General features: G+C 69.2%; 3 protein-coding genes. 2 read left to right on the top strand and 1 reads right to left on the bottom strand.

The genetic code is table 11. From position 1 onward, the window contains the following. On the bottom strand, window positions 1–528 hold a 528-nt coding region (locus ACH3VR_RS18310), incomplete at its 3' end, for a glycoside hydrolase family 68 protein (protein WP_397557751.1). Window positions 529–702: 174 nt separating this feature from the next. On the opposite strand from ACH3VR_RS18310, the gene ACH3VR_RS18305 reads away from it, so the two are divergent. Both ACH3VR_RS18305 and ACH3VR_RS18300 read left to right on the top strand, forming a co-directional pair. Then, window positions 703–1,800: a LacI family DNA-binding transcriptional regulator gene (locus ACH3VR_RS18305; RefSeq protein WP_397557750.1), complete on the top strand. Its 1,098-nt coding sequence runs from the start codon at window positions 703–705 to the stop codon at window positions 1,798–1,800. Between the two features lie 37 nt (window positions 1,801–1,837). Then, window positions 1,838–3,130: a sugar ABC transporter substrate-binding protein gene (locus ACH3VR_RS18300; protein WP_397557749.1), complete on the top strand. Its 1,293-nt coding sequence runs from the start codon at window positions 1,838–1,840 to the stop codon at window positions 3,128–3,130. Window positions 3,131–3,142: the final 12 nt, after the last annotated feature.

Genomic DNA, 3,142 nt, shown 5'->3' with positions numbered 1-3,142 from the left:
CAGGCCGCCGTAGGTCCAGCCGCCGTTGACGGGGCGCTGGTCGGCGGGGATGCCGGCGGGACGGTAGAAGTAGCCGATCTTCGCGAACACGTGACGGTCGTCGAACCCGAGGCTGCGGTCGGCGACCAGCGAGAAGATGATCTCCTGTCCGTTGACCGAGTACTGGTTGCCGTGCTCATCGGTCAGCGGCCAGGTGTCCCACACCCACACCTGCCCGTTGGACATGTCCGGGAAATCCTGCGGGACGGTCGGCATCGTCAGGGCCGCGGGCATCGAGTTCTGCCGCGAACCCGCGGTCGGATCCGACAGCCGCTTCAGCTGCTTCGCATCCGCCCGCGTCCACTTCGACGTGAAGTCGGACTCGGGGGCGAAGGCCTCCTGGGTGTGGGTCGTGGGCTGGGGGCCGTCCTGCAGACCGGGGTCGGCGAGGGCGGTCGTCGTGCCCGCGACGAGGGTGGTCGCCACGAGAGCGCTCGTGACGAGCCCGCTTGCGAGCAGGCGCTTGGCGCGCCGGTTCGAAGTGTGCATTTGCGTTGGCTCCTAAATGAGGGAGAGACCATACAAATCGATTTGCATAGTGAACTCATGGTTGCACACACCCCTCCCCACATCACAATCCGCTATCGGGGCTTGACCCCCCGGGGCTGGCGTGTGCATAATCGGTTCGCTCTGATAAATCGATTTAACAAAGGGAACGGGTTGATGACGACCAGGCCGCGGATCTCCGACGTCGCAGCAGCGGCGGGTGTGTCCGTGACCACCGTGTCGCTCGTGCTCAACAACGCGAAGACACGCATCTCGGCCGACACCCAGCAGCGCGTGCGCGACGCGGCGCGGGCCGTCGGCTATGCGCCGAGCGCCCTCGCGCGGGGCCTTCGCACCCAGCGCACGCGCACCGTCGGCCTCATCTCCGACCAGATCGCCACGACCCCGTTCGCAGGACGCATGCTCGCGGGCGCGCAGGACGTCGCCCGCGATCACGGGCACCTCGTGTTCCTCCTCGACACCGGCGGCGACGCCGGCATCGAGGCCGAGGCGATCGCGGCGCTCTCGGCGCAGCAGGTCGACGCCATGATCTACGCGTGCATGTGGCATCGCACCGTCGAGCCGCCGGCAGGCATCCGCGCCGACACCGTGTTCCTCGACTGCCGTCCCGCCGGGGGCAGCCACCGCAGCGTCGTCCCCGACGACCGCGCCGGCGGCGCCGCGGCCGTGCGCGAGCTGGTCGCGGCGGGCCACCGCCGCATCGCCTACATCGATGCGAGCGAGCCCAAGCCGATCGCGTCAGCCCTGCGCTTCGAGGGCTACCTGGAGGTGCTCGCCGAAGCGGGCATCGACCCCGACGCCGTGCTCCGCGTCGACGTCACCGAGATCTCGGCGCGCGGCGGTCGCGAGGCCGCCGACATGCTGCTCGCGCTGCCGGCCGACCGCCGTCCCACGGCGCTCTTCTGCTTCAACGACCGCATCGCCGCGGGCGCCTACATGGCGGCCCGTCATCGCGGTCTCGAGATCCCGCGCGACCTGTCGATCGTCGGCTACGACGATCAGCAGTTCATCGCCGCGGAACAGGATCCCCCTCTCACCACCGTCGCCCTGCCCCATTACGAGATGGGTCGCTGGGCGATGGAGGTCGCGCTCGGCGTCCGCGCGGAGGAGGACGAGGACGCCACGCACCTCATGGAGTGTCCCGTCATCCGACGAGACTCCGTTGGCCCGCCGCCGGCGCAAGTCGCCAAACCCAGCCGGCGACGGGCTTCACACAACACCGAGCGGCCGCCGTCGGCGGCCCCCGATCGGTGATCGACGCGGGCGTCGATCACAAGAACAGGAAACCACAATGAAGCGCAGGACCGGGCCGATCCTGGTGTCGGCAGCCCTCGCGTGCGCGCTCGCCCTCACCGGGTGCGGGCAGGCCGGACAGGGCGGATCGAACACCGCCGACGGCCGCACGCAGCTCACGATGTGGACCCACTCGGCGGGCAACCCCGCCGAGCTCGAGGTCTACGACAAGATCATCGCCGACTTCAACGCGTCGCAGGACGAGTACGAGGTCGTGCACGAGGCGTTCCCGCAGGGTGCCTACAACGACGCGGTCGTCGCGGCCGCGGCATCCGGCGATCTGCCCTGTCTGCTCGACCTCGACGGCCCGATCATGCCGAACTGGGCGTGGGCCGGCTACCTGCAGCCCCTCGACCTGCCCAAGGAGCTCACCGACAGCCTGCTGCCGACGGCCGTCGGCACGTGGGACGACAAGATCTACTCGGCGGGCTACTGGGATGCCGCGCTCGCGATCTTCGCCCGCAAGTCGGTGCTCGAGAAGAACGGCATCCGCATCCCGACGATCGACCAGCCCTGGACGCAGGACGAGTTCGCTGACGTGCTCACGACGCTCAAGGCCGCGGGCTACGAGACCCCGATCGACATCGGCGCCGAGGATGCCGGCGAGTGGTGGCCCTACGCCTACTCGCCGTTCCTGCAGAGCTTCGGCGGCGACCTCATCGACCGCTCGACGATGCTCAGCGCGAAGGGCGCGCTCAACGGCCCCGAGGCCGTGAAGTGGGGCGAGTGGTTCCAGGGCCTGTTCGCCGACGGCTTCGCGAACAACGGCGGCACGATCGGCAACCAGGAGTTCGTCGACGACAAGGTGGGCCTGAGCTACACCGGCGTCTGGAACGCCGTCGACGCGCTCGACGCCGTGGGCGACGACCTGCTCATCCTGCCCCCGCCGGACCTCGGCACCGGCCCCAAGATCGGCGGCGGCTCGTGGCAGTGGGCGATCTCGTCGTCCTGCGCCGACGCCGACGGCGCGCGCAAGTACCTCGAGTTCAGCTTCCAGGACGAGTACCTCACGGCCTTCGCCGACAACCAGGTCGTGATCCCCTCGACCGAATCGGCGGCCGCCGATTCGAAGTACTTCGGCCCCGACGGAGTCCTCCGCCCGTTCGTCGAGCTCTCGCAGAAGTTCGCGGTGCCGCGGCCGGAGACGCCCGCGTACGCCGTCATCTCGTCGACGTTCGAGACGGCGGCGAAGGACATCATGAACGGCGCCGACGTCTCCACGACGCTCGACAACGCCGTGGCGGAGATCGACGCGAACATCGAATCGAACGACGGCTACGGCTTCAAGTGATCCCTCTGGCGG

Source organism: Microbacterium alkaliflavum, assembly GCF_044325405.1.
Classification (GTDB): domain Bacteria; phylum Actinomycetota; class Actinomycetes; order Actinomycetales; family Microbacteriaceae; genus Microbacterium; species Microbacterium alkaliflavum.
The sequence above is the reverse complement of the archived record's forward strand: the minus strand, read 5'-3'. Positions and strand labels throughout refer to the sequence as shown.